Annotated in this window: 24 protein-coding genes; 12 read left to right on the top strand and 12 right to left on the bottom strand. The window is 70.2% G+C overall.

Translation table 11 applies throughout. From position 1 onward, the window contains the following. Positions 1-30: 30 nt before the first annotated feature. Positions 31-1,362: an ABC transporter substrate-binding protein gene (locus HF576_RS03290; protein ID WP_168911331.1), complete on the bottom strand. Its 1,332-nt coding sequence runs from the start codon at positions 1,360-1,362 to the stop codon at positions 31-33. A 136-nt stretch (positions 1,363-1,498) separates the two neighbouring features. On the opposite strand from HF576_RS03290, the gene HF576_RS03295 reads away from it, so the two are divergent. The 3 genes from HF576_RS03295 to HF576_RS03305 all read left to right on the top strand — a co-directional run bounded on the left by HF576_RS03295 (position 1,499) and on the right by HF576_RS03305 (position 4,671). Then, entirely contained in the window at positions 1,499-2,503 is a 1,005-nt protein-coding gene (locus HF576_RS03295) for a LacI family DNA-binding transcriptional regulator (RefSeq protein ID WP_168911332.1), read from the top strand. Continuing rightward, a complete protein-coding gene (locus HF576_RS03300) occupies positions 2,500-4,302 on the top strand; it encodes a glycoside hydrolase family 2 protein (RefSeq protein ID WP_168911333.1) in 1,803 nt (600 codons plus the stop codon). The genes HF576_RS03295 and HF576_RS03300 overlap by 4 nt, the downstream gene beginning before the upstream one ends. A gap of 69 nt (positions 4,303-4,371) precedes the next feature. Beyond that, positions 4,372-4,671: a hypothetical protein gene (locus HF576_RS03305; protein ID WP_168911334.1), complete on the top strand. Its 300-nt coding sequence runs from the start codon at positions 4,372-4,374 to the stop codon at positions 4,669-4,671. A 25-nt stretch (positions 4,672-4,696) separates the two neighbouring features. Here the strand turns inward: HF576_RS03305 and HF576_RS03310 are convergent, their stop codons facing one another. From HF576_RS03310 to HF576_RS03320, 3 genes are all read right to left on the bottom strand, one after another. Next, on the bottom strand, positions 4,697-5,536 hold the full coding sequence (locus HF576_RS03310; RefSeq protein ID WP_168911335.1) for an endonuclease/exonuclease/phosphatase family protein: 840 nt from the start codon (positions 5,534-5,536) through the stop codon (positions 4,697-4,699). 131 nt (positions 5,537-5,667) lie between these two features. Next, positions 5,668-6,093, bottom strand: a complete 426-nt coding sequence (locus HF576_RS03315) for a DUF3054 domain-containing protein (protein ID WP_168911336.1) — start codon at positions 6,091-6,093, stop codon at positions 5,668-5,670. Continuing rightward, positions 6,090-6,830 (bottom strand): sulfurtransferase, encoded by a 741-nt coding sequence (locus HF576_RS03320; RefSeq protein WP_168911337.1) that lies wholly within the window; start codon positions 6,828-6,830, stop codon positions 6,090-6,092. The genes HF576_RS03315 and HF576_RS03320 overlap by 4 nt, the downstream gene beginning before the upstream one ends. A gap of 110 nt (positions 6,831-6,940) precedes the next feature. Between HF576_RS03320 and HF576_RS03325 the strand changes: the two genes are divergently transcribed. After that, a complete protein-coding gene (locus tag HF576_RS03325; protein WP_168910752.1) occupies positions 6,941-7,162 on the top strand; it encodes a hypothetical protein in 222 nt (73 codons plus the stop codon). A 9-nt stretch (positions 7,163-7,171) separates the two neighbouring features. On the opposite strand, the gene HF576_RS03330 is transcribed toward HF576_RS03325, so the two are convergent. Next, positions 7,172-8,605 (bottom strand): amidase, encoded by a 1,434-nt coding sequence (locus HF576_RS03330; protein ID WP_168911338.1) that lies wholly within the window; start codon positions 8,603-8,605, stop codon positions 7,172-7,174. A gap of 158 nt (positions 8,606-8,763) precedes the next feature. Here HF576_RS03330 and HF576_RS03335 point away from each other — a divergent pair, with 158 nt between their 5' ends. Further along, positions 8,764-9,378, top strand: a complete 615-nt coding sequence (locus HF576_RS03335) for a ferritin-like domain-containing protein (protein ID WP_168911339.1) — start codon at positions 8,764-8,766, stop codon at positions 9,376-9,378. A 96-nt stretch (positions 9,379-9,474) separates the two neighbouring features. Continuing rightward, entirely contained in the window at positions 9,475-9,852 is a 378-nt protein-coding gene (locus tag HF576_RS03340; protein WP_168911340.1) for a hypothetical protein, read from the top strand. 39 nt (positions 9,853-9,891) lie between these two features. On the opposite strand, the gene fdhD is transcribed toward HF576_RS03340, so the two are convergent. Next, positions 9,892-10,764: a formate dehydrogenase accessory sulfurtransferase FdhD gene (gene fdhD / locus HF576_RS03345; protein WP_168911341.1), complete on the bottom strand. Its 873-nt coding sequence runs from the start codon at positions 10,762-10,764 to the stop codon at positions 9,892-9,894. A gap of 2 nt (positions 10,765-10,766) precedes the next feature. Continuing rightward, a complete protein-coding gene (gene moaA, locus HF576_RS03350; RefSeq protein ID WP_168911342.1) occupies positions 10,767-11,840 on the bottom strand; it encodes a GTP 3',8-cyclase MoaA in 1,074 nt (357 codons plus the stop codon). 182 nt (positions 11,841-12,022) lie between these two features. On the opposite strand from moaA, the gene HF576_RS03355 reads away from it, so the two are divergent. The 6 genes from HF576_RS03355 to HF576_RS03380 are packed head-to-tail and all read left to right on the top strand — an operon-like array spanning position 12,023 to position 19,475. Further along, entirely contained in the window at positions 12,023-13,468 is a 1,446-nt protein-coding gene (locus tag HF576_RS03355) for a cytochrome ubiquinol oxidase subunit I (RefSeq protein WP_168911343.1), read from the top strand. Positions 13,469-13,477: 9 nt separating this feature from the next. Next, complete coding sequence (gene cydB, locus HF576_RS03360) at positions 13,478-14,509, top strand: cytochrome d ubiquinol oxidase subunit II (protein ID WP_168911344.1); 1,032 nt, start codon at positions 13,478-13,480, stop codon at positions 14,507-14,509. Between the two features lie 2 nt (positions 14,510-14,511). Beyond that, positions 14,512-16,212, top strand: coding sequence for a thiol reductant ABC exporter subunit CydD (gene cydD / locus HF576_RS03365; RefSeq protein ID WP_168911345.1), 1,701 nt, complete (start codon positions 14,512-14,514; stop codon positions 16,210-16,212). Further along, on the top strand, positions 16,209-17,918 hold the full coding sequence (cydC, locus tag HF576_RS03370; protein ID WP_425522972.1) for a thiol reductant ABC exporter subunit CydC: 1,710 nt from the start codon (positions 16,209-16,211) through the stop codon (positions 17,916-17,918). Before cydD ends, cydC begins: the two co-directional genes overlap by 4 nt. Before the next feature lie 33 nt (positions 17,919-17,951). Continuing rightward, entirely contained in the window at positions 17,952-18,527 is a 576-nt protein-coding gene (locus tag HF576_RS03375) for a GNAT family N-acetyltransferase (RefSeq protein ID WP_168911346.1), read from the top strand. Between the two features lie 9 nt (positions 18,528-18,536). Then, positions 18,537-19,475: a capsular polysaccharide synthesis protein gene (locus tag HF576_RS03380; RefSeq protein ID WP_168911347.1), complete on the top strand. Its 939-nt coding sequence runs from the start codon at positions 18,537-18,539 to the stop codon at positions 19,473-19,475. Between the two features lie 4 nt (positions 19,476-19,479). On the opposite strand, the gene HF576_RS03385 is transcribed toward HF576_RS03380, so the two are convergent. The 5 genes from HF576_RS03385 to HF576_RS03405 form a co-directional block, all read right to left on the bottom strand. Beyond that, complete coding sequence (locus tag HF576_RS03385; protein WP_168911348.1) at positions 19,480-20,079, bottom strand: GNAT family N-acetyltransferase; 600 nt, start codon at positions 20,077-20,079, stop codon at positions 19,480-19,482. 57 nt (positions 20,080-20,136) lie between these two features. After that, the gene (locus HF576_RS03390) at positions 20,137-21,225 is read right to left on the bottom strand and encodes a sulfate/molybdate ABC transporter ATP-binding protein (RefSeq protein ID WP_240948625.1); all 1,089 of its coding nucleotides are present in this window, start codon (positions 21,223-21,225) and stop codon (positions 20,137-20,139) included. Next, a complete protein-coding gene (locus tag HF576_RS03395; RefSeq protein WP_343234190.1) occupies positions 21,222-22,001 on the bottom strand; it encodes an ABC transporter permease in 780 nt (259 codons plus the stop codon). Before HF576_RS03395 ends, HF576_RS03390 begins: the two co-directional genes overlap by 4 nt. An 83-nt stretch (positions 22,002-22,084) precedes the next feature. Then, positions 22,085-22,897 (bottom strand): molybdate ABC transporter substrate-binding protein, encoded by an 813-nt coding sequence (gene modA / locus HF576_RS03400; RefSeq protein WP_168911351.1) that lies wholly within the window; start codon positions 22,895-22,897, stop codon positions 22,085-22,087. 3 nt (positions 22,898-22,900) lie between these two features. Continuing rightward, the gene (locus HF576_RS03405) at positions 22,901-23,293 is read right to left on the bottom strand and encodes a TOBE domain-containing protein (RefSeq protein WP_168911352.1); all 393 of its coding nucleotides are present in this window, start codon (positions 23,291-23,293) and stop codon (positions 22,901-22,903) included. Positions 23,294-23,376 lie beyond the last annotated feature (83 nt).

The raw sequence follows: 23,376 nt of genomic DNA on the forward strand, positions 1-23,376 counted from the left end.
GGCGATAGGGTCACCCGCCCGTCGGCGGCGTCACTTGTCGAGCTCAGCCTGAACCTGTGCGGATGCCTCGGAGAAGATGTCCGCCACGGTGCCCTCTCCGTTCAGCGCCCGCTGCAGCGCGGGTGTGAACACCGTCTCAAGGATGGGTCCGCCGGCGGCGATCCCCGGCATCAGCACGCGGGCGCTGTCCGCCACCTCGGGAGCGCCGAAGATCGCGGGGTACGGGCTTTCGGTCACCTGGTCCGCGACGTCCGCGCGCGTGGGCGGGAATCCGGAGCCGTTCGCCCACGTGACCTGACCCTCGGGCGAATTCCAGAAGGCGAAGAACTCGTAGGCAGCGCTCTTGACATCTTCGCTCGCATTCGACGGCACTCCCATCGAGACCACGTCTGCCAGCACGGCATCGTCGCTGGGGCCGGCGAACGGCTTCGCGAGGCCGTAGTTGAGCCCCGCCTCGTCGAAGCCGGTTGTCATCCACGGGCCCACGATCTCGATCGCGGCCTTCCCGGTCTGGAAGAGCTTGTCCGCGTCCGCACCCGACAGCCCGATGGGGCTGGCCTGCTGCTCAGTGACGAGCGAAACCCAGAACTCCAGTGCCTCGATCGTCTCGGGGTCTCCGAGGGTGGATGTCGAGCCGTCCTCCGACACGATGCCGCCTCCAGTGCCCCACAGCAGCGACGGGAAGATCGGAACTGTCTCGTGATCGGCGAGCGCGATGGCGTACTGCTCAGGCTTGCCGTCGCCGTTCTCGTCCTTCGACAGTTGCGGCACCATCGCGGCGAACTCGTCCCAGGTGGCAGGCGGCGCCTCCGGATCCAGCCCGGCGGCCGTGAACAGATCCTTGTTGTAGTACATCATCATCGGGGCGTAGTTCACCGGGACGCCGTAGTTCTGCCCGTCATAGATCGATGCCTCGACAGCAGCCTCTGCGAGAGCGGCCGAATCGTTGTCGGCGTTCTCGTAGTAGTCGTCGACGGGCATGAACAGGCCCTCGTCCGCGAACTGCGGAATGCGCGATGCCGACATCGCGATGATGTCGGGCCCGCCGTCGCTGGCCACCGAGGTGAGCACCTTCTGGTACAGGGTGTCCCACGGCATGATGTTCGTCTTGACCTCGATCTCGTCCTGAGACGCGTTGAAGTCATCGACCACCTGCTGGAGCGCCGGTCCGTCAGGCCCGGTGAAGCCGTTCCAGAAGTCGAGCACGATCTTGCCGTCGGCGTTGGTGTCGTCACCGCCCCCGGCGCCCTGACCGGCGCAGCCGGCGATCGTCAATCCGACGAGCACAAGGCCCGCCGTCGTTTCCAAGAGAATGCGGGCGCGGCCGCGCCGTGCGACCCGGGGCCCATGCTGTGTCGTCATCGATCTTTCCCCTTCGAAGTACCGTTCAACGTTGAACGAACGGATCGATTACTGTTATACATGACCGGTAATCGTTGAACAAGGCACGAAGTCGTGACATTGTGAGCGACGCGATGACGCGGAGGGAAGGACGACGATGGCTCGCACCACGTTGAAGGATGTCGCGGCACGCGTCGGGGTCTCGGCCAAGACGGTGTCGAACGTGGTCAACGGCACCGGCTGGGTCACCGAAGAGCTTGCGGCTCGCGTACGGGAAGCCCTGGTCGAACTCGGATACCGGCCGAACGCCGCGGCACGGCAGCTGCGCAGCGGCCGAAGCGGGATGATCGCGCTCGCTCTCCCGGAGCTCAGCCAGCCCTACTTCGCCGAGCTCGCGTCGGAACTCGTGCGAGCGGCGCAGGAACGGTCGATCACCGTACTGATCAACCAGACGGACGGTCGTGCCGACGCCGAGCGTCGTATCAGCGACGGCATCGACGCTCCGGTGATGGACGGCCTCATCCTCAGCCCGTTGGCTTTGAGCGCACGGGATCTCGAGGGTCGACTCGACTCAACCCCGCTGGTTCTCCTCGGCGAGCACATCGGCGACGGAGTGTTCCCTCACGTCACCGTCGACAACACTGCCGCCGCCAAGAGCGCCGTCGAGCACCTGCTGTCGCTCGGCAGGACCCGGATCGCCGCGATCGGGGCGCAGCACTCCGGGCCCAATGAGACATCGCAGCTCCGGCTCGCCGGCTACCGCACCGCGCTCGAGGAAGCCGGGATCGAGGTGGACGAGCGCCTGATCTTCTCGGTGGACGAGTTCCATCGCGGTGACGGGGCACGGGCAGCGGAGATGATCCTCGAGTCCGGGATACGTCCCGACGCTGTCTTCGCCTTCAACGATCTGCTCGCGCTCGGGGCGATGCATGTGCTCGTGACGGCCGGGGTGCACGTGCCGGACGACATGGCCGTCATCGGCTTCGACGACATCGAGGAAGCGCGATACAGCACGCCGGCCCTGAGTTCTGTTTCGCCGGACACCGCAGCGCTGGCCCGCAAAGCGATCGACCTCGTATTCGAGCAACCGCCTGCCCCCGGCATCCACACCGTCGGCTTCACCATCGCGCATCGCGCGAGCACGAAAGGACCCGCTCAATGACCTCCCTCGAAGGAGCCGTCGACGCCACTCGCCAAGATGGTGGCTATCCGCGTCCGCAGTTGGTGCGTGCTGCGTGGCACGACATGTCGGGCGACTGGGACTTCGCCCGGGACGACGACATGACGGCGACCCTCGCGGACGTCCACTTCGACCGATCCATCGTGGTGCCCTTCCCGCCCGAGTCACCGGCATCCGGCATCAATGAGGCGGGCTTCCTTCCGTGTGTCTGGTACCGCCGGACCTTCGGCGTGGAGGAGCTCCGCGCCGCCGGGTTCGACTCGGAGCGCACACGCACGCTCCTGCACTTCGGGGCCGTCGACCACGCCGCGCAGGTCTGGGTCAACGGCGAGCTTGTCGCCACGCACGTGGGCGGCCAGTCGCCGTTCACCGCCGACGTGTCGAGCGCGCTACGTCCGGAATCTGACAACGTCGTCGTCGTCCGCGCGGTCGATCTGCCCGACGACGTGTCGGTACCGCGCGGCAAGCAAGACTGGCGCGAAGAGCCGCACTCGATCTGGTACCACCGCACGACGGGCATCTGGCAGCCGGTCTGGCTGGAGTGCGTGCCTCGCTGCTCGATCGAGTCCGTCACCTGGAGCAGCGACATCACGTCGGCGACAGTGAACCTCGCCGTGCGTCTACACGGCGACGTGCCCAGGAATTCGTGGGTACGCGTCGTCCTCGAGCACGAGGGCGGACTGCTCGTCGAGGGTCGTGTGCGCACGATGGGGGAACGGTCGTGTCTGATGCGCGTCGTGATCCCTCGTCAGCTCAACGGCCAGCAGTACGAGGAACTCTTGTGGTCGCCGTCGAATCCGACGCTGATCGCAGCGACGGTTGTCCTCGAGCAGACCGACGCAACCCCGATCGATGTCGTCGGAAGCTACCTCGGTCTGCGCACCGTCGCCGTTTCGACGGAGCATCTGCTGCTGAACGACCGTCCCATCGCGGTGCGCGCGATTCTTGCCCAGAACTATTGGCCAGAGACCCACCTCGCGGCCTCCGCCGAGATGCTCAGGCGTGAGGTCGAGCTGATCATCGACCTCGGATTCAACACGGCAAGGGTTCACCAGAAGGCTGAAGACCCTCGGTTCCTGTACTGGGCCGACCGGCTGGGCCTCATGGTGTGGGCCGAGACCGCCAACGCGTACGCCTTCGACGCGCGCGCGGTGAGCGCGCTCATGCAGGAGTGGACGACCATCGTGCAGCGGGACCTTTCGCATCCGTCCATCGTCGTGTGGGTGCCGCTCAACGAGAGCTGGGGTGTTCAGCACATCGCGCACGATGAGCGGCAGCAGGCATTCAGCCGTTCGATCGCCGATCTCACCAGGGCCCTGGACGGGTCACGTCCAGTCGTCTCGAACGATGGCTGGGAGCACACCGCCTCCGACATCTGGACGATCCACGATTACGAGTCCGACCCGCAGGTCCTGGCGGACCGCTATGGGGACGATCGCCGCCTTCGAACGATGCTCGAGGGATTCGGGCCCGCCGGCCGCCGCATGACAGCCGCCGGTCGGCCGGAAAGGCTGCCCGTCATGGTCACCGAGTTCGGCGGGGTGAGCCTGAGCACCGGGGGCGAGGGTGACTGGGGATACTCCACCGAAACCGACCCCGCGGCGTTCGAAGCCCGCGTAACCGCCATCATCCGAGCCGTCGGGTCCGCGAGTCCCCTCGCGGGATTCTGCTATACGCAGCTCACCGACACCGGCCAGGAGACGAACGGACTGCTCTACGCGGATCGCACGCCGAAGATCCCAATCGAACGGATCCGCGCAGCCGTGCGCGGTACGGCGTAATCCGGGGCGCGGGCGATCTCCGCCGTCAGGAGGATGTGGTCGTCACGATGGTCGACTTAGCATGGGCCCATGGAGATCGGCGAAGTCGTGATGTGGGGATTCCTCGCGATGCTCATCGTGCTCCCGGTCTCGATGTTGTGGATGGCCTTCGACACGCACCGCAGGCGGCGCCGTGGCGAGGAAGTGAGCCATTCGTCGGGCGGGCTGCTGGGGATGGATGAGATCTGGCATCCGAGCGCTGAGAACGCGCGTGCGGTATGGGACGCGGAGCAGATCGTCCCGGCGCCTGCGCCCGTTCCCGGAGACGGCCCCGGCGTCATCGACGGCAACCGGATCGTGATCGAGACCGGCCTGCGTCATACCGCTTAGCCCACCGACCGACTGGCCGGCTCGCTCATTTCATCCACGAGGCGCTCGGAGCATCGTCCTCCCGTGGGTGAGGACCGGCGCCGATCGCGATGTCGGCGAGAACCGGGTAATGGTCGGACGGCGGCATGCCGTTCGGCTCATCCCGCACGATCCACGCGCGAGTGGCTGCCGCTCCCTCCGACCCCGGCAAGTACAGGATGTGGTCGATGCGCCGGTCGTATTGGTCGCGGCACTCCGCGGGCGCGAAGCGGTTCGTCGCACTGAGGGTCCGGGGGTCCGCGCTGTCAGCCGCTGCGGTCCACGCGTCCTGCAGGTGCAGCCCGGCGAGCGGCGGCTGCGTCGGGTCGTAGTTCAGATCGGCGAGCAGGATGCTGGGCCCCGGACGCAGCGAGTGCCCATCCCTCGTGAGTCGCTGCAACTCCTGGACCTGGACTGCGGTCTCTTCGATCCGCTCCGGCTCCCAGCTCGTCGCACCGACCACCACACGCACGGCTCCGACCGGATGGGCGATGGTCGCCACAAGAGCGGCGTTCCGCCGGCCGTCGGACGGCAGCTCTACGCTCTCGGCGGACTCGATCGGCCAGCGGCTCACGAGCCCGAGACCCATGACCGCTCCACTCTGCGTCTCTTCCTCGACGGGGTCGGGTGCCGGCGGCAGTCCGACCTCGATGAAAGCGGCGTGAGCGTCGAGCGCTTCTGCGAACACGTCGGCCTGCGTGCGATCCGCCGTTCCCCAGCACTCCTGGATGCCGACAACGTCAGGCTCAGCGCGGTGCAAGACGTCGAGCAGTCCCGGCTCGCGCTCTCGCCAATTGCCCCCGAATCGCCACCACACGTTCCATGTCATCGCCCGGATGCTGTCCACATCGCGAAGCTAGACGTTCCCCTCGCGACCAGACAGGGCGTTGACAACGAGCGCTTGTACGGTCCACGCCCGACCGGGGTGCCGCGCACCCGATCGGAGCTGCCGCGTAGGACGCCGGTCGCCGCGTCCGTTCAGCCGCGTGTCGGGTCGGCGCTCCGATTCTCTGCTCGTGCCCCGCGTCCCATGCGCGCGAGCGCGGCGACGAGGCGCCAGCCCACGAGCGCCGCGAAGAGGGTCGCAGACGCCACGATGACGAACGGGATCGCGGTCCCTTGGCCGGACGCCACCCGCAGAAGCATCCCGACGAGCACGGTGGCCGCCCATACGCCCAGTCCGGTGCGCACCGGGGCCAGCGGAGTGCGCCACGCGACGGTCACCGCCCAGCCGACGGCCAGACCCGCGAGGAAAGGCCACGCCGTCTGCCAGAGTCCGGTCCAGATGTCGGTGGTGTGGCTGGCGCGGCCGATCGCAGCGAACCCGACCACCAGCGCGACGTCGAGGACGATGGCGACGACGATCGCGCCGGTCGACGTGCGCGGAAGAGGGGCGGGGGTCATGCCGCCTCGGACCGCGGCGACAGGTCGGGGGCGAGCGCCTCGCGCTCGTCGAACACGAAGCACTCGCCGTTCCAATGGGCGCCGCCCACCTGTTCGAAGTAGCCCAGGATCCCTCCGTCCAACTGGAACGCGTCGACGCCCTCCTCACGCAGGTAGAGAGCGGCCTTCTCGCACCGGATCCCGCCCGTGCAGTAGCTCACGACCGTCTTGCCTCGAAGATCGGCAGCAGCTGCGGCCGCGGCATCCGGAAACTGGGTGAATCGCTCGAGACGCCAGTCGAGGGCACCGGCGAACGCGCCGTAGTCGACTTCGAAGGCGTTGCGCGTGTCGAGCACCACGACCTCACGGCCGTCGTCGTCGCTTCCCTGATCGAGCCAGCGGCGCAGCGTCACCGGGTCCACGGCGGGAGCGCGTCCGGTCTCGGGGCGAATCATGGGGTGGTCCATGCGGATGATCTCGCGCTTGACCTTCACGAGCATGCGTCCGAACGGCTGACGCGGCGACCAGCTCTCTTTCGTGGCCAGCTGTGCGAATCGAGCGTCGTCACGGAGGTCGTCGATGAAGCCGCGCAGCGCAGCCGGATCACCGGCGAGAAAGAGGTTGATGCCCTCCTCTGCGAGGAGGATCGTCCCCTTCAGCCCCGCGGCGACGGCGCGATCCCGCAGAAGGGGGCGCAGACCGTGAGCGTCGTCGAGGCGGGTGAACAGATACGCCGAGACGTTGAGAACGGATGCCACGGCCTCCAGCCTAAGCGCACCAGGCTGCCGCCTCCCGCCCCGGCTACCGCACCGCGGACGGAGGGTCAAGGGCCTCCCGACCGCTCACCACCGAGCGCAAGCTGACGTGCATGACCGACCCCACCCTGCCCCAGCCCTCACCCGGCGAGATGCCTCCCGGACCCGCAACTCCTGGAGCGCCTGGCACGCCCGGCACGCCTGATGCCCCGACGCCGACCCCCGAGCGCCCTGCTGGCCCGGACGAGCCTTTCGCACCGTACCCCGACGAGCCCCTCGCACCCCACCCCGAGGAGCCCACCTTCCCGACCGCGCCGGAGACCCCGATCCCCTAGCCGTCGTGTTCAGCACGCCGCCGCGGGCAGAGGCATCCGTTCCACGCGCGACTCGACGTCGCGGGCCGCCGCGAAGACGATGTCCTCGCCGAACATCGGCCCGATCAGCTGCACTCCCGTGGGCATTCCGTCGGCAGCCAGGCCGGTGGGCAGGGCGAGGGCCGGCAGACCCAGGAAGTTCGCCACGACGGTCAGCCGCAGGTCGCGCCAGGCTCGGTCCGCGGCATCCGTCCCACCCAGGTCGTAGTCGGGCTCGCGCATACGCGACGTCGAGACAGGTCCGAGGATCAGCGGGACGTCGACCTGCAGCCGGCGCCACTCGGCCGCGATGACGGCATGCCGGGCCCAGGCCGTCGCGTAGTCGCTCGCCGACTCGTATGGTCTGGCGGCCGCCGTGCTGTCGCGCAGGAACCTCGTGGCCGATCGGCCGAGGGGCCGGCCCAGCGTTTTCGGGTCGAGCGAGACGAGCATGTCGGTGCATGACAGCCGCCGCCACAGCACGGCGGCCTCCTCGAGCAGGGGCGGGTCGAGGTCGACGACTTCCCAGCCGGCATCGACGAGGGATGCCTGGGCGCGAACGATCGCGGCCGCCACCTCTGGAGCGACGCCGCCGCCGAGTGGGTCGCGCACCACGCCGACGCGTCGCGGCACCTCCTCGAGCCGTACGCGCGGAGCATCGATCGACACCGGATCGTCGGCATCCCACCCCGCCATCACACGCAGCGCGAGAGCGAGGTCGTCGACGCTCCGCGCGAGAGGACCGTTGACCGAGAACTGCTGCAGCGTGAGGGCGACCGGATGCCGCTGCACGGCCGCCCGCGGAACCCTTCCCCGCGACGGCCGCAGGCCAAGGGCGCCGACCGCATAAGCGGGCAGCCGCAGTGACCCCCCGAAGTCGTTGCCGAGCCCGATCGCGCTCATGCCCGTCGCCACCGCGACGGCGTCACCCCCGCTGGACCCGCCCGCACTGCGAGCCGGATCCCACGGGTTGAGGGTGCGTCCGAACAGATCGTTGTCGGTGTCCCAGCGCATGCCGAAGTCGGGCATGTTGCCGCGGCCGATGGGCACGGCCCCGGCATCGCGCAGGCGCCGCACGATGGTCGCGTCACGGCCGGGGATCGCGCCGGACAGACCCTGCCAGCCGTTCGTCGTCGCCGACCAGGTCAGGTCGATATTCTCCTTGACCGAGATCGGCACACCCGCGAGAGGGCCGGGATCACAGCCGTCCGCGACCGTCGCGTCGATGCGCTCCGCCGCCTCGCGTGCACGATCGGCGAAGACCACGGTGAGTGCGTCGACCGTCGGATTGACGCTCGCGATCCGCGCGAGGTGGGTGTCGATCATCTCCGCGGCGGTGGTCTCACCGCGCCGCACCGCGGTGGCGATCTCGACGGCGGCGGGACGCCCGGCGGCTTCGTGGCGGGGTGTTCTGTCGGCAGACATGACCGTCCCATCCCACCACGTCCCGGCACAGCAGGTCGCGGCACCGGCATCCACCCACGACAGCACATCGGACTAGCACGTCGAAGACGGGAGGGCAATCCCCGGGCGCGAAAGGGCCGACGTCACTAGCCTCTGAAGCACCCCACGAAGGAGCGACAGTGGCCCCCACCACGGCGAAGAAGAGCACGGCCTCGAGCAGCAGCACCGCGACGAAGAAGACCAGCGCGCGTTCATCGGCGACGAGTTCCGGCACGCGCCGCGCCGCCCGCGGTGGCGCCGGAGCGGAGCTGACTCGCGAGCAGAACGCCGAGCGCGGCTTCACGGCGTCCGAGACGCTCGGCGAGAACCTTCAGAAGGTGCTGGTCGATCTGATCGAGCTGTCGCTGCAGGGCAAGCAGGCCCACTGGAACGTCGTGGGCCGCAATTTCCGCGACACCCACCTGCAGCTCGACGAGATCATCGAGGCCGCACGCGGGTTCGCAGACGATGTCGCCGAGCGGATGCGCGCGCTTCACGCCCTGCCGGACGGGCGCAGCGACCAGGTCGCGCAGACCACGACCCTCCCCGAATTCCCTCAGGGTGAGATCGCGACCACTGAGGTGATCGATCTCATGACCGAGAGGCTGGATGCCGTCGCCGGCACCTGCCGCGACGTGCATGACGCCGTCGACGAAGAAGACCCCACGAGTGCCGACATCCTCCACGCGATCCTCGAACGCGTCGAGCAGCTCTCGTGGATGGTGAGCGCGGAGAACCGTACCCCCAGACGGTGATCCCTGGCGCCCTGACGCTGCCCGCCCTCCCCCCGGACCGGCGGGCAGCGCCATGTCCGGCACCGGGCGTATTGCGCGCCCACTAGGCTCAGGCGCATGTCATCACGCTCGCAGCAGCAGAAGGACGAGCCGCAGCTCCACGGCGGCGTCCTCTCCGGTAACGGCAGCCCAGCCCTGTGGGGCTCCCTGGTCGGACTCATCGTGTTCGCGTTCGTCGCGGTGCCGATCTCGGCAGCGGTGCGCTATGCGACCCACCCGCTGTCGCAGCAGCTCTTCGGCGGACGCCTGTCCGAGGCGACGACCGCCGGCTACGTCACGTTCTGGTGGATCGTGGCGATCTTCCTCCTCGCACTCCCCTTCCTCGTCGGCTGGGCGGTGGCGAAGCTGTCGGGAAGGACTCTCGCGATCGTCGCGGCGATCGTCGGACTGTTCTTCATCGCGACGATGGTGCTCGGGCAGCTCTTCGTCTTCTGAGCCGGAGCCGGCTCGGGGAGAATGGCCGGTCTCGAGGTCTCAGACCTGGAGGCTGGGCTCTCGCACCCGGTCGGGACGTGAGTACAGGTTCATCGAGGGGCCTCGCACGAACCCGGCGAGGGTGAGTCCGGATGCCGTGGCGAGCTCGACCGCCAGCGATGACGGTGCAGACACCGCCGACAGGATCGGGATGCCGGCCATCACGGCTTTCTGCACGAGCTCGAAGCTTGCCCGACCCGATACCTGCAGCACCGTGCCGGTGAGGGGCAGCCGGTCCTCGAGCACGGCCCATCCGACCACCTTGTCGACGGCGTTGTGCCGGCCGACGTCTTCGCGCAGGACGAGCAGGTCCCCGCTGACGGCGTCGAACAGCGCCGCCGCATGCAGTCCGCCGGTCTTGTCGAAGACCGCCTGGCCCGCGCGCAGCGCGTCGGGAAGGCCGGCGACCAGCGCAGCGTCGACCACGACGTCGTCGGCGCCGACGTCGTACTGCGACTGCTTCTCGATCGCCTCGATCGACGCCGTGCCGCACACGCCGCACGAGCTCGTCGTGTAGAAGTTGCGCGCGATGTCGGTCGAGGGCGACTCGACGCCCGGCGCAAGCGTCACGTCGAGGACGTTGTACGTGTTCTCGGTCGACGTGATCCCGACCGCGCCGGTGCCCGGGCCGCCGCAGTGGATGGCGGAGCGGAAGTGCCCACCCGCCGAGATGACGCCCTCCGACACGAGGAAGCCGGCGGCCAGCTCGATGTCGTGACCGGGCGTGCGCATCGTGACCGTGAGCGGCTCCCCCGCGAGCCGGATCTCGAGAGGCTCCTCCACGGCGAGCGTGTCGGCGCGGCGCCGCACCGCGGCACCGCCGTCGCCCAGCGTGATGCGCGTGACGGGACTGCGCGAGGTGATGCGTCCCATGGTCAGCCTCCGATCGCGTTCATGCCGCGTGCCGGCTGCAGGAACGAAGGGTCGTTGATCGCGTGACCCGGGAGCTTGCCGCGCACGCAGGCGCGCAGCATCCCGTCGATGTCCTGTTCCCGCTCTCCCGCGGCGCCTCGCACGATCGGCAGCAGGTCGTACTCCGTGGTGGAGAACAGGCAGTTGCGCAGCTGGCCGTCGGCGGTGAGGCGCAGCCGGTCGCAGTCGCCGCAGAAGGGCGCCGTGACCGACGCGATCACGCCCACCGTGTAGGGGCCGCCGTCGAGCGTCCACCGCGCCGCCGGCGCACCCCCGCGACCGGGGACGGGCGTCAGCTCCCAGCGCCGGGCGAGGGCTTGCAGGATCTCGTCCTGGGTGACCATGCGCGAGCGATCCCATGTGTGTCCCGCGTCCAGCGGCATCTGCTCGATGAACCGCATCTGCGCGTCGTGCGCGATCGCGAACTCGACGAGGTCGACCAGCTCGTCGTCGTTGACGTCGCGCATCGCGACGGCATTGAGCTTGAGAGGGCGAAGACCGGATGCCGCGGCCGCCGCGATCCCCTCGAGCACATCGTCGAGCCGATCTCTGCGGGTCAGCTCATGGAACCGGTCGCGGCGCAGGGTGTCGATCGAGATGTTCAGGCGCCCGAGACCTGCCGCGGCGAGCCCCGGAAGGACCTCGGGCAGCCGGATCCCGTTCGTGGTCATGGCGATCTCGACCGGTCGGCCGTCCGGACCTTCGATCGCCGCCAGGCGCCGCACGATCTCCACGATGTCGGTGCGCAGCAGCGGCTCACCTCCGGTGAGGCGGAACGTGGTGATGCCGTCGGCGGCGGCGATCCGCGCGATGAGCTCGATCTCGTCGAGGGTGAGGATGCTCGTCTTCGCCAGCCACTCGTTGCCCTGCTCCGGCATGCAGTAGGTGCAGCGCAGCGAGCAGCGATCGGTCAGCGAGATGCGCAGGTCGCGGTGCACCCGCCCGTGGGTGTCGATGAGCGGTGACCCCGCGCGCGCGGGTGTCGAGTCAACGGACACCGCGGGGCGTCGCCCGATGGTCACCGGGATCGCGCTCATGCGCGCCGCCCCGCTGCCGCTGCCGCCGCGTTGCTCGCCATGCTCTCGAGGGTAGTCGTGCCACCGGGCACCGGGCTCTGCGGACGCCATGCTCGAGCCGGCTCGATAGCGCTCGCCTGTGGTCCGACCACATGTTAGTGTGGTCAGACCACAGGCATTCAGAAGCGATCGGAGAACGCATCGTGGATCTGCTGGACCCTCTGCTGCTCGCCCGCTGGCAGTTCGGCCTCACGACGCTGTACCACTTCCTGTTCGTCCCACTGACGCTCGGCATGGCGCTGACGGTCGCGATCTTCCAGACCGCGTGGTTCCGCACGGGCAGGGTGAAGTGGCTGCATCTCACGCGGTTCTTCGGCAAGATCTTCCTGATCAACTTCGCAATGGGCGTCGTGACGGGCATCGTGCAGGAGTTCCAGTTCGGCATGAACTGGTCGTCGTACTCGCGCTTCGTGGGCGACGTCTTCGGCGCCCCGCTCGCCTTCGAAGGACTCATGGCCTTCTTCTTCGAGGCAACCTTCATCGGGCTGTGGATCTTCGGGTGGGACAAGCTTCCGCGCGCTGTGCACCTCGCGAGCATCTGGATAGCGACGATCGGCGCGTGGTTCTCGGCGTACTTCATCCTCGCGGCCAATGCGTTCATGCAGAACCCGGTCGGCTTCCGCATGGCAGAAGACGGCTCGCGCGCCGAGATGACCGACTTCTTTGCCGTGCTGTCGAATCCGGTCGCCCTCGCCGCTCTCCCCCACACCCTCTTCGCGGCGTTCATGATGACGGCTGGCGTCATCATCTCGATCTCGGCCTGGCATCTGCTGCGCAAGCAGAACATCGAGATGATGCGCTCGTCGCTGAAGTACGGGCTGTGGGGCATGATCGTCGCCTTCGCCGGCGTCGCGCTCTCGGGCGACCAGCTGAGCCTCGTGATGGTCGCCACCCAGCCCATGAAGATGGCGGCGGCCGAGGCGATGTTCGACAGCGCCTGCGGGGCGGATGCGTCGTTCTCGATCTTCACGCTGGGCACGCCCGACGGCACGAGCGAGCTGTTCTCGATCCGCGTGCCGTACCTGCTGGCGTTCCTGTCGACCCACAGCATCGACGGTTGCGTCGAGGGCATCAACGACCTCAACATGCAATACACGACGGAGCTGTTCCCGCAGTTCGCCGACCAGGTCGACGGCAACTTCGCCCCGATCGTATGGGTCACCTACTGGGCGTTCCGCTGGATGATCGGCCTGGGCGGCGTCGCTGCCCTCACCGCCGTGGTCGGGCTCTGGCTCACACGCAAGCGCGCGAAGCGCGACGTGCCGGCCTGGGCCTGGAGGCTGGCGGTGTGGGCCTGGCCCGCGTCACTGTTCGCGATCCTGGTCGGCTGGGTCTTCACCGAGATGGGACGACAGCCCTGGATCGTGTTCAGCCTGATGCTCACCGAGGACGGCGTCTCGCCGAGCGTCCCCGGCTGGAGCGTGCTGGTCTCGCTGCTCGCCTTCACCGCGATCTACGCGGCGCTGGCCGTGGTCGAGTTCGGCCTGATCGTGAAGACCGCCAAGACGGGCCCCGACCCGCTGCCCGGTCCCGACGATCCCGATCCGCGAGACCTCGCGGTCGAGCACACCCCGACGACGGTCTACTAGGAGCTCGAGATGGACCTTGCCTACCTGTGGTTCTGGATCGTCGGATTCCTGTTCGTCGGGTACTTCGTGCTCGACGGATTCGACTTCGGCGTCGGCATGTCGCTGCCGTTCCTGGGCAAAGACGACGTCAGCCGCCGTCAGGTGGTCAACACCATCGGGCCCGTGTGGGATCTCAATGAGACGTGGATCATCGTCGCCGGCGCCTGCCTGTTCGCCGCCTTCCCGCACTGGTACGCGACGCTGTTCAGCGGCTTCTACCTCGCGCTGCTGATGATCCTGCTGGCTCTCATCCTGCGCGGCGTCTCGTTCGAGTACCGACACCAGCGCGACAGCCCGAAGTGGAAGCGCGGCTTCGACAGGATGATCGTGATCGGCTCGGCGCTGCCCGCGCTGCTGTGGGGCGTGGCCGTCGCGAACATCGTGCAGGGCGTGCCGATCGACGACGCCATGGAGTTCACGGGCTCGTTCCTCACGCTGCTCAACCCGTACGGCCTCCTCGGCGGCGTCACGATGCTGCTGCTCTTCTTCACGCACGGGGTGTACTTCGTCGCGCTCAAGACCGACGGCCAGGTCGCCGCCGACGCCCGCCGGCTCGCCGGTCGCGCAGGGCTCCTCACGATCATCGTGGGCGCCGCGTTCCTGGTATGGACGGTCGTGATGGCCTTCGCGCAGGGCAGGGAGCTGGCCATGATGACCGCGGTCCTCGCGGCCGTGGCCGCCGTGCTGCTCATCGCGTCGTGGATCTCGAACGCCCGCGGGCGCGAGGGCTGGGCATTCGGATTCGGCGCCTTCACGATCGTGTCCGCCGTGCTCGCGCTGTGGTTCGCGCTGTTCCCCTACGTCATGCCTTCCGCGACCGCCCCGGAGTTCTCTCTCACGATCGAGAACGCCTCGAGCACCGATTACACCCTCACGATCATGTCGTGGGCCGCCCTCATCTTCCTGCCCCTCGTGCTGGCCTACCAGGGCTGGACGTACTGGATCTTCCGTAAGCGGATCACCCGCGCTCGGATCGAGGCCGCGTCGGCTGCGGTGCATTGAGTGTGAGCGCACCGCCCGCCACCGGCATCCGTCCGGTCGACCCCCGGCTGCTGCGATACGCCCGCGCCTCCCGCGGCTTCTTCGTGACGATCGGCGCCATCGCCGTCGCGCAGACGGCGGTGGTCGTGGCGTTCGCGTGGCTGCTGACGCGCCCGATCACCGGAGCGATCGACGGGATGCCGGAACCCGAGCTCGCGAGCACGCTCGCAGCGCTGGCAGTGGTCGTCGCGCTGCGCGCCGGGCTGGTGTGGGCGCGCGAAGCGGTCGCGATCCGTGCCGCCGCCCGCGTGCAGTCGCAGTTGCGCGGGGCGCTCGTCGAAGCCGTCGGCATGCTCGGGCCGGAGTGGCTGAGCTCCCGCAATTCGGCGCAGCTCGCCGTCACAGCGGGACGCGGGCTCGACGCGCTCGAGGCGTACTTCGGCCGGTACCTCCCGCAGCTCGTGCAGACGGTCGTCGCGACCCCGCTGATCCTCGCCGTGATGTGGTGGCAGGACTGGATCTCAGGGCTGACGGTGCTGCTCACCCTCCCCCTCATCCCGGTCTTCATGGTGCTCATCGGGCTGGCGACCCGCGCGGTGCAGCAGCGGCAGTGGCAGACACTGCAACGGCTGGCCGCGCGCTTCGCCGACACCGTGCAGGGCCTGGCGACTCTCAAGGTCTTCGGACGCCAGCACCGGGCTGCCGCATCCATCGAACGCGTCACCGACGAGTACCGGCGCGAGACGATGCGCGTCCTGCGGGTCTCGTTCCTCTCGGGCTTCGCGCTGGAGTTCCTCGCGAGCATCTCGGTCGCGATCGTGGCCGTGTCGATCGGCTTCCGTCTGATCGACGGTGCACTCACGCTTGCGGTCGGTCTGTTCGTGCTTCTGCTCGCCCCCGAGGCGTATCTGCCGCTGCGTCAGGTGGGCGTGCAGTTCCACGCCGCCGCCGAGGGCGTCGCGGCGACCGAGGACATCTTCGCGGTGCTGGATGCCGCGCGGCCGACGACACCAGCAGCCGGCCGCACGCTCTCCGGACGATCCCGCTCCGCTGGTTCGGCGGAGGGCTCCGCACCCGCTCAGCGCGGGGATGGGGAGCTGGAGCTGCGAGACGTGCGGGTGCAGCGGGGAGACCGCCAGCTGCCTGCCGTGAGCTTCACGGCGCATCCCGGCACCGTGACCCTGCTCGAGGGGCCGAGCGGCGCCGGAAAGTCGAGTGTGTTCGCGGCGCTGCGCCGGGCGGCCGCGTTCGAGGGGACCGCGCTCGTCGGCGACACCGACGTGCGCGAGCTCGCACCGTCGGACTGGCTCGCGTGGGCGGGCCAGCAGCCGGGCCTGCTCACCGGCAGCATCGCCGGCAACGTCACGCTGGGAGACACGGCACCGGATGCCGCGCTCGTCCGCCGCGCGCTGGACCTGGCCTGCGGCGAAGGGCTGGACCCCGACTTCGAGCTCGGCGTGCAGGGCGCCGGTCTCTCGGGCGGGCAGGCGCAGCGGGTCGCCGTCGCCCGGGCTTTCTATCGGTACCTGCGCGGTCGCGCACGGGTGATCGCACTCGACGAGCCGAGCTCGGCGCTGGACCCAGACACCGAGGCACGCCTGTGGCGCGGCATCCGTCAGCTCGCCGACGCCGGCGCGACAGTGCTGCTCATCTCGCACCGCGCGTCGGCGCGCGTCATCGCGGACGCCGTCGTGCGCCTCGAACCGAACGAGGTCCTCGCGTGACCGCCCGGTGGACGGCCGATGCCGGGACTTCTGCGCCGAGCCCGGTGACAGCCCGGACGGTGCTGCGCGGGGCGATGCCGCCGGCGCGGCGGTTCTGGTGGGCGCTCGCTGCGGGCTTCGCCTCGGAGGCATCCGCGGTCGCCCTGCTCGCCGTGAGCGCGTGGCTCATCGTCCGCGCGAGCGAGCAGCCACCGGTGCTCTACCTGTCGGCCGCTGTCGTCGGGATGCGCTTCTTCGCGCTCTCGCGCGCCGTCTTCCGCTACCTCGAACGCCTCACCGGTCACGACGCCGCGCTGCGCCGTCTCGCTTCGACGCGGGCCGACCTCGTCCGTCGGCTCGTTCCTCTCGCACCCGACGGACTGGCACGCACGCGCCGGGGGTCGGTGCTCGGCGCGCTGGTCGACGACGTGGACGACCTGCAGAACCTCCCGCTGCGTGTCGTGCAGCCGCTCGTCTCGTCTGCGCTCGTGGCAGTCGCCGCCGTCGTGCTCGTCGCCGTCGTGTGGTGGCCCGCGGCGCTGACCCTGCTCGTCTGCCTGGTCGCCGCGGCCGGCACCGCCACACTGTGGGGCTGGCTCGCCGGTGCGCGTGCCGAGCGATCCATCGCGCCGCTGCGCGCGCGGCTCGCTGACGCGATCCTCGACCATCTGGGCAGCCTCGACGTGCTGGCCGCGTTCGGTGCGGAGGAGCAGAGCCGCACCCGCATCGCCGACGCCGACGCGCTGCTGCGCCGTGCTGTGGTCCGCCGCGCCGGCGCACAGGCGGGGACGACTGCTCTGGTCTCGCTGCTCGCGGGTGCCGCGTCGATCGGGGCCGTGCTGGCCGCGGCTCCGGGCATCACGACCGCGGGGCTCAGCGGACCGGCGTTCGCGGTCGTCGTGCTCGTGCCGATGGCTGTGTTCGAGGTGTTCGGCGCCGTGCCGCTGGCCGCAGCCGCATGGCGTCAGGTTCACGCCTCGGCCGAACGGATCGCGGCGGCGCTTCCCGCCAAGCTTCCTCGCGGACTCGTGCAAGGCGATGCCGCGGCGACGGGGGTCGCTCCCGCGCTCCGCGACGGCATCCGCCTGCGGGGCGCTTCCGTGCGGTGGCCGGCCGCGACGTCTGCGTCGCTGCGCGACATCGACCTCGACATCCGCCCTGGTGAGCGCCTCCTCGTGGCCGGCTCCAGCGGCGCGGGCAAGACCACCCTCGCCCACGCCCTCGTCCGCTTCCTCGAGACCGACGGAACGTATGAGATCGGCGGACGCCCGGTGCACGAGCTCGCCGGCGACGACGTGCGGCTCACGGTCGGTCTGTGCGAGCAGCATCCGATGCTCTTCGACGAGGCCATCCGTCAGAACCTGCTCTTCGCGCGCGAGACGGCGACGGATGCCGAACTCGAAGCCGTCCTCGATCGAGTCGGACTCGGCGGCTGGCTGCGCGAGCGCGGCGGACTCGACGCGCGCGTCGGTGAGCGCGGAGCTCTCGTCTCGGGTGGTCAGGCGCAGCGCATCGCGCTCGCGCGGGCGCTGCTGCGGGGCTTCCCGGTGCTCGTGCTCGACGAGCCGACGGCGGGGGTCGACCCCGAGGCATCCAACCTGCTCCTCGCCGATCTGCTCGACGCGGTGCGCCCCGATCAGTCCGTCGTCCTGATCTCGCATGTGGCCGCGCCGGTGGGCCGCATCGACCGCGTCGTGCGCATCGACGAGGGGCGCATCCGGACGTAGCCTGCGGCTCATCGTGGCTGGCAGGCTGAGTGCATGACGGGTGAGATCCGCGTGCGGACGGCGACGCGCGACGATGCCCGTGCGATCTCGCACATCCGCGTCGAGACGTGGCGTGCCGCGTACGCCGGGCTGATCGCCCAGGAGGTGCTCGATCAGCTCGATGCCGAGAGCGAGTCCGAGCGGCGGATCGTGAGCTGGACCCGGCGACATGCCGACTCGCGCATGCTCGACCTGATCGCAGAGCGCGACGGCACACCGGTCGGCTGGGCTGCCGCGGGCCCGTCCGACGATCGCGAGCGCCCGCACGACGGACAGCTCTACGCGCTCTACGCGGTCCCTTCAGAGTGGTCGCGAGGCGTCGGCCACGCCTTGCTGCTCGCGGCGGAGGAGATGCTGCGCGCAGCCGGATTCCGCCACGCGCACCTCTGGGTGCTCGAGGGCAACGAGCGTGCCGCCGGCTTCTACGAGCGCCATGCCTGGCGTGAGGACGGCGGCGTGATGGTGGACGAGCGCGTCATCGGAGGGCACACCGCGTTCACGCTGCACGAACGCCGCCGTGTGCGTGACCTCGCCGAAGCGCTCTCGGAGCGTCCGGAACGGCGGGCGTAGGCTCGCCCCATGGCCCCGTCGAACGCCAAGCCCGTTCTCGAGGGCCTCGACGCGCAGCTGCGGCGAGCCGACCGCTTCCGTGACAGCGTCGATCCCGTCGCCGCACTCGCCGCACGCCGCACACTGTCGGACTTCCTCGCTCCGCGGATCGGCGGCCTCCGCGCTGCCGCGGGCCTGCCGAAGCACGGCACGCGCGCCGGCGGACGCGACATCGCCGCGCGGGACGGCGCCCGCGTCGACCGCGAGGCCCTGCGGCTCTACACATTCTGGAACGCGCCGCTCGACCAGGCGCCGCCTCTGGTGCAGGCCTGCATCGCCGATCTGCGCCGGCATCATCCGGATCTGCGTGTGCTCGACGGCCGCACGGCACGCGAGCTGGTGGAGATTCCGGATGCCGTCGCCCAAGCGCTCGAGGAGGACCATCCCGCGCACTTCTCCGACTTCGTGCGGGTGAGCGTGCTCGATGAGCACGGCGGCATCTGGGTGGACGCCACCTGCTGGGCGCCCCGGCCGCTTCCGCCGGCGGTCGAGCCGCTGTTGTCGGCCGGCGCCCTCTATCCCCGCTGGACTCACCGCCAGATCGGCAACTGGTTCATCGCCGCCGTGGCGGGCACCCCGCTCATCAGGCTGCAGCGCTTGGCCCTGAGGGCGTGGTGGACCGAGCACGGGGGCATTCCGGACTACTTCCTCTACCACCGCGTCTTCGATGTGCTGCAGGACCTCGTACCCGAGTTCCGCGGGCAGTGGGACGCCGTGCCGACGCTCTCGAGCGCCGCCAGTCACCTGCTGCAGCTCGGCATGATGCAGCCCTGGAACCCCGAAGCGATGGCGTTCGTGGCGGACGCGTCGATCGTGCAGAAGCTCAGCTACAAGTACGACCCGGATGCCGTCCCGCAGGGTTCCGTGCTGGAGCGTCTGGTGTCGGACGAACCACTGATCGGGACGTGAGCGGTCAGAGCACCTTGCCGAACGCCTGAGTGCCTTCCGGTGACGCCAGCGGCTCGAAACCCACTCTCGGGTAGAACGCGATCGCTCCGGTGTTCTCGGCGGACGCGACCAGGTGCAGCCCCCTCACGCCGGCACTTCGCAGAGCCAGCTCGAGCCGCGCGATGAGCTGCCGGCCGAGCCCCATGCCCTGCGCCTCGGGGAGCAGATCGATGTGCAGATGAGCGGGGTAGGCCTCACCGAAGGGCTGCTCGCCCGCACCCCTCCGCGCATATGCGTAGCGGAGGATGCCGGCTTGCCGCGAGTCCTCCTCACCGGGCTGGGGCCACCGCACCGCGTGCCGAGGCCACCACTGCGTCTCGAACCACGCCTCGAACGCCGCGGTGTCGGGCGCCGACACGATGTAGCCGACGACCCGCCCGTCCTCGGCCTCGACCACGAATGCGAAGTCGGGATGACGTGCGACATAGGGCAGCACGAAGATCTCGGCCCAGAGATCGTCGTCGTCGAGGACTCCGGTCGCGTCGGCTCCGGCATCCGCCGTCTTCACGCAGATCTCAGCGAGCGCCGGCTCGTCGCCGGGATGGAACGGACGGATGCGGGTCACCGGGCGAGTCTATTGCGACGACCGCGTGGCGTCCCCGGCGACGTGGGGGCACGTCCGTCACACGAAGCGCACCGCTCCGGGTGCGACCGACAGCCGTACCGCAGTGCCCGGAGTCAGGTCGAGCGCTGCCGCGCGGTCCGCCGGGATGTCGGCGGCGACGTCGGGTTCGGCGGTGCGCACGCGCACGCCGGCGGGCGTCTGCTCGAGCCGTGTGACGCGCGCGATCCATTCGCCCTCGCGTCCCGGCCGCTCGTGCGGCCCGTCGGAGCCGAGTGGTGCCAGCGAGACCGCACCCGGAGCGAAGACCGCGGCCCGCGAGCCGGTCGGCGGCAGGGCGGATGGCGCGTCCCCGACCGCGCGCGCCAGCGTCAGCGCACCGCTGCGCCAGCCGTCGCCCTCCAGACGCACCTCGACACGGTTGAGTCCGGCGACGGCCGCCGCGAAGCGGGTCGCGGGGGCCGCGAGCACCTGGCGGACCGGACCTTCCTGCGTGACCCTCCCTGCCTCGAGCACGACCAGACGGGTGGCGAGCGAGACGGCGTCCACGGCGTCGTGGGTCGCGACGATCGCGGTCGTGCGCGTCGCGACGAGCTGCTCGTGCACGAGCGCGCGCACGTCGGCCGAGGTCTCGGCGTCCAGCGAGGTGAGGGGCTCGTCGAGGAGCAGCACGGCCGGCGTCGTGGCCAGCGCCCGGGCCAGCGCGACCCGCTGCTGCTGGCCGCCCGACAGCCGTGCGGGCCGGCGGTCGGCCATGTCGGCGAGGCCGACGCGCCGCAGCCACTCGCGCGCGGTCGTCGCCGCCTCGGCCTTGGTGGCGCCGTGCACGCGGAGGCCGAAGGCCACATTCGCGTGCGCCGTGAGGTGGGGGAACAGCCGAGGGTCCTGACCGAGCAGCACGATCCCCCGGCGCGAGGGAGCAATGTGCGTGCCGGCGGCATCCAGCGTCCGCCCGCTCAGCCGCACATGCCCGTCGTCGAGGGGCGTCAAGCCGGCGAGCACGCCGAGCAGCGTCGACTTGCCGGCCCCGCTCGGGCCCATCACGGCGATCACCTCTCCGCTCGTCGCCCGCACCCCGGCATCCAGCCGGAACCCGTGGCGCTGCACCACGATGCGGGCGTCGAGCCCCGCCGAGTCGGCCGCGCTCATCGGGGCGGCTCCGCGCGCCATGCGCGCACCAGGAGCAGCACGGCGACCGCGGTCACGAGCAGCAGCAGCGACAGCGCGACCGCGGTGCCCTGCGAGACGCCGGCACCGTTGAACGCGGTGTAGATCGCCAGCGGCATCGTCTGCGTCACCCCGGGAGCGTTGCCGGCGAACAGCGCAGTCGCCCCGAACTCGCCGATGGCCCGCGCGAAGCACAGCACGATGCCCGCGATGAGGCCGGGAGCCGCCAACGGCAGGGTGACACGGCGCAGGATGGTCCATCGCCCGGCGCCGAGACCGGCGGCGGTCTGCTCGTACCCGACGCCGGTCGTCCGCAGCGATCCCTCGAGCGCGAGCACGAGGAACGGCAGCGCGACGAACGTCTGCGCGAGCACCACTGCTCCTGTGGTGAACGGCACGCGGATGCCCCACTCGGCGAGCATGCCGCCCACGGGGCTCGTCCGGCCGAACAGGAACAGCATGGCCACTCCGCCGACCATCGGCGGCAGCACGAGGGGCACCGTCACCACGGCACGCAGCACGGCCGCCGTGCGGTCGGCGCTGCGGGCGATGAGGAGCGCGAGCGGCACCCCGAGCACGACACACACCGCCGTGGCGATCAGACCGGTCGTCAGGGACAGCCCGAGCGCCGACATCGCCTCGGGTGAGGTGACATCCGTCCACAGCGTCGCCCACTGCACGCGCAGCACGAGTGCCCCGAGGGGGAAGACCAGCAGCGCCAGTCCGAGCAGGGCGGGCAGCGCGAGCAGGCGCGGCACGAAGCCGGCGCGATCCTCACGGCGACCCCGCGCGGAGCGCCTCGCCGCGCCCTGCGGTGCTGTCGTCGCCGTCTGCGATGCGGTCACGGCGATGCGAACCCGAGGGATGCGAGCAGCGCCTGCGCCTCGTCGGAGCGTACGTAGGCGACGAACGCCTCGGCCGCCGCGGCGTTGGCGGCCTCGCGCATCGCCGCTATCGGATAGCGGTTGACGACACGCTCCGCCCCGGCGGCGGGCACCGCGCGGACCTCGTCGCTCGCCCGAGCGTCCGTCGCGTACACGAGACCGGCATCCGCCTCGCCCGCGGCGATCTTCGTCAGCACCGCGGTGACGTTCTGCTCCAGGCTCACGGGGGTCACCGAGACGCCGTTGTCGGCGAGAAGCGTCTCGGTCGCGGCACCGCACGGCACCTGGGGGGCGCAGAGCACCACGGTCGTGTCGGACCATCCGAGGTCCTCGATCGTCTTCACTCCGCCGGGGTTGTCTCTCGGGACGGCGATCACGAGGGTGTTGCCCGCGAACAGCACGGGCGCTGCGGCGAGTCCGGCATCGACCACCTGCTGCATGGTCCGCTCATCGGCCGCCGCGAAGACGTCGGCAGGCGCCCCCTCGATCAGCTGGGTCGCGAGCGTGGCCGAACCGTCGTACGCGATGGGCAGGACGTCGACAGCCGGATGCCGCTGCTCGAACCGCGCGGCGAGCTCGTCGAACGCCGCCGCGAGCGAGGCCGCGGCGAAGATCCTCAGGTCGCCGGCGAGCTCACCGCCGTCATCGGAAGCGGACTGGTCGGATGCGGACGTCCCCCCGGGGCGGCCGGCGGCCGCGCAGCCGCCCAGCGTCAGACCGACCGCTGCGGCGAGCGCGGCCGAGGTGAGGACGATGCGAGCGTGCGGCATCGGTCAGCCCTTCGGCGTCTCGACGATGACGTGGGTCGCCTTCACCACCGCCGCCGCGAGCGATCCCACCTGCAGCTCGAGGTCGTCGGCGGCCTCGGCCGACATGAGCGAGACGACGCGGTGCGGCCCGGACTGGATGTCGACCTGCGCCATGAGTCCGTCGCGCTGGATGCGGGTGACCAGCCCGACGAACCGGTTGCGGGCGCTCGAGAGCACATCGGCGGGATCGGCGGGCGCCGACGCGAGTTCGGCTGCGCGGGCTGCGAGCGCCTCGCCCGGGACCTCGGCCGGCGAAGCGCCCGTGGTGGGCAGCGCACCGGCCTCCACCCAGCGCCGGACGGTGTCATCGCTGACACCGAGCAGGCGGGCGGCCTCGGCGATCTTGTAGCTGGGCATGGCGGCAATCTATCATCCGCACCTGCGGTTGAATCTCGGCCATTTCTCCGCAAGCGCGGACGGGGTCGCTCGGCCACTGGAGG

Source organism: Microbacterium salsuginis, assembly GCF_012524205.1.
Lineage (GTDB): Bacteria > Actinomycetota > Actinomycetes > Actinomycetales > Microbacteriaceae > Microbacterium > Microbacterium salsuginis.

What these genes read in the sequence shown, in the direction of transcription:
- HF576_RS03290 (WP_168911331.1), bottom strand. Translation starts at nt 1,362, where the DNA reads ATGACGACACAGCATGGGCCCCGGGTCGCACGGCGCGGCCGCGCCCGC.
- HF576_RS03295 (WP_168911332.1), top strand. Translation starts at nt 1,499, where the DNA reads ATGGCTCGCACCACGTTGAAGGATGTCGCGGCACGCGTCGGGGTCTCG.
- HF576_RS03300 (WP_168911333.1), top strand. Translation starts at nt 2,500, where the DNA reads ATGACCTCCCTCGAAGGAGCCGTCGACGCCACTCGCCAAGATGGTGGC.
- HF576_RS03305 (WP_168911334.1), top strand. Translation starts at nt 4,372, where the DNA reads ATGGAGATCGGCGAAGTCGTGATGTGGGGATTCCTCGCGATGCTCATC.
- HF576_RS03315 (WP_168911336.1), bottom strand. Translation starts at nt 6,093, where the DNA reads ATGACCCCCGCCCCTCTTCCGCGCACGTCGACCGGCGCGATCGTCGTC.
- HF576_RS03325 (WP_168910752.1), top strand. Translation starts at nt 6,941, where the DNA reads ATGACCGACCCCACCCTGCCCCAGCCCTCACCCGGCGAGATGCCTCCC.
- HF576_RS03330 (WP_168911338.1), bottom strand. Translation starts at nt 8,605, where the DNA reads ATGTCTGCCGACAGAACACCCCGCCACGAAGCCGCCGGGCGTCCCGCC.
- HF576_RS03340 (WP_168911340.1), top strand. Translation starts at nt 9,475, where the DNA reads ATGTCATCACGCTCGCAGCAGCAGAAGGACGAGCCGCAGCTCCACGGC.
- fdhD (WP_168911341.1), bottom strand. Translation starts at nt 10,764, where the DNA reads ATGGGACGCATCACCTCGCGCAGTCCCGTCACGCGCATCACGCTGGGC.
- moaA (WP_168911342.1), bottom strand. Translation starts at nt 11,840, where the DNA reads ATGAGCGCGATCCCGGTGACCATCGGGCGACGCCCCGCGGTGTCCGTT.
- cydB (WP_168911344.1), top strand. Translation starts at nt 13,478, where the DNA reads ATGGACCTTGCCTACCTGTGGTTCTGGATCGTCGGATTCCTGTTCGTC.
- HF576_RS03375 (WP_168911346.1), top strand. Translation starts at nt 17,952, where the DNA reads ATGACGGGTGAGATCCGCGTGCGGACGGCGACGCGCGACGATGCCCGT.
- HF576_RS03380 (WP_168911347.1), top strand. Translation starts at nt 18,537, where the DNA reads ATGGCCCCGTCGAACGCCAAGCCCGTTCTCGAGGGCCTCGACGCGCAG.
- HF576_RS03390 (WP_240948625.1), bottom strand. Translation starts at nt 21,225, where the DNA reads ATGAGCGCGGCCGACTCGGCGGGGCTCGACGCCCGCATCGTGGTGCAG.
- modA (WP_168911351.1), bottom strand. Translation starts at nt 22,897, where the DNA reads ATGCCGCACGCTCGCATCGTCCTCACCTCGGCCGCGCTCGCCGCAGCG.
- HF576_RS03405 (WP_168911352.1), bottom strand. Translation starts at nt 23,293, where the DNA reads ATGCCCAGCTACAAGATCGCCGAGGCCGCCCGCCTGCTCGGTGTCAGC.